The following is a 1237-nucleotide window of genomic DNA, read 5'->3' as shown; positions in this document are numbered from 1 at the left end:
TCAGGTTCTTGAAGTTCTGGTCGTGACTAACGCGGTGGGGCATGGGGCTGTCTCTGAAAGGGCCTTGGCGCTACAGCACTACCTTGAGGCGTGGTTGGTGGCATTCGACCAGCGTTCGATCTCGGCCTGTGGCCGCCGCCCGTGAGATGTAAGGAACAAGGTTCAAGAAGCAAGGAGCAAGGAAAAAGGAAAAAGCGCCAAGCGCCATCGCCCGGCGGAGCCGGCCTCCCACGAAAACCTGTTCAGTGCTTAACGCTGCGCGGCGCCATCGCCCGGCGGAGCCGCCCTTCCACAGGAAGTGCGGAGTTATCGCTTATGCTTCAGCGATGCCCAGCCGCTCGCACTGGTAGCTGCCGTCTTGTACTCGTTGGCACCATTCGAGGTTGTCGAGGTACCACTGCACGGTCTTGCGGATGCCGGTTTCGAAGGTTTCCCGCGGCGCCCAGCCGAGTTCGCGCTCGATCTTGCCGGCGTCAATGGCGTAGCGCAGGTCGTGGCCGGGGCGGTCGGCGACATAGGTGATGAGCGAGGAGCGAGGAACGAGGGGCGAGGGAACCAGTTCATCGAGCAAAGCGCAGATGGTGTGCACTACTTCGATGTTCTGCTTCTCGTTATGGCCTCCGATGTTGTAGGTCTCGCCTACCTGGCCTTCGGTGACCACCTGGTAGAGGGCGCGGGCGTGGTCTTCCACGTAGAGCCAATCGCGGATCTGCTCGCCCTTGCCGTATACGGGCAAGGCCTTGCCTTCCAGGGCGTTGAGGATCACCAGCGGGATCAGCTTCTCGGGGAAGTGATAGGGCCCGTAGTTGTTGGAGCAGTTGGTGATCAGCGTGGGCAGCCCGTAGGTGCGCTGCCAGGCACGCACCAGGTGGTCGGAGCTGGCCTTGCTGGCGGAGTATGGCGAGCTCGGCGCGTAGGAGGTCTGCTCGGTGAAGAGCCCCTCCGGCCCTTCCAGGTCGCCATAGACCTCGTCGGTGGAGATATGGTGAAAGCGGAAGGCCTCGCGGCGCTCGGCGTCCAGGCCGTTCCAGTAGGCGCGGGCCACTTCCAGCAGCGTATAGGTGCCGACGATATTGGTCTCGATGAAGGCGGCGGGGCCGTCGATGGAGCGATCCACGTGGCTCTCGGCGGCCAGGTGCATCACCGCGTCGGGCCGGTGCTTGTCGAACACCTCTTCCAGTGCCGACTTGTTGCAGATGTCGATCTGCTCGAAGGCGTAGCGGTCGCTGTCGGCCAC

The 1237-nt window shown here is 63.0% G+C and carries 1 protein-coding gene; it reads right to left on the bottom strand.

Annotated features, from left to right (window positions below):
* Positions 1 to 313 precede the first annotated feature (313 nt).
* On the bottom strand, positions 314 to 1237 hold a 924-nt coding region (rfbB, locus tag ACESMD_RS15485; RefSeq protein WP_372614730.1), incomplete at its 5' end, for a dTDP-glucose 4,6-dehydratase.

The sequence above is a fragment of the Halomonas sp. genome (assembly GCF_041689495.1).
Classification (GTDB): domain Bacteria; phylum Pseudomonadota; class Gammaproteobacteria; order Pseudomonadales; family Halomonadaceae; genus Halomonas.
The sequence above is the reverse complement of the archived record's forward strand: the minus strand, read 5'-3'. Positions and strand labels throughout refer to the sequence as shown.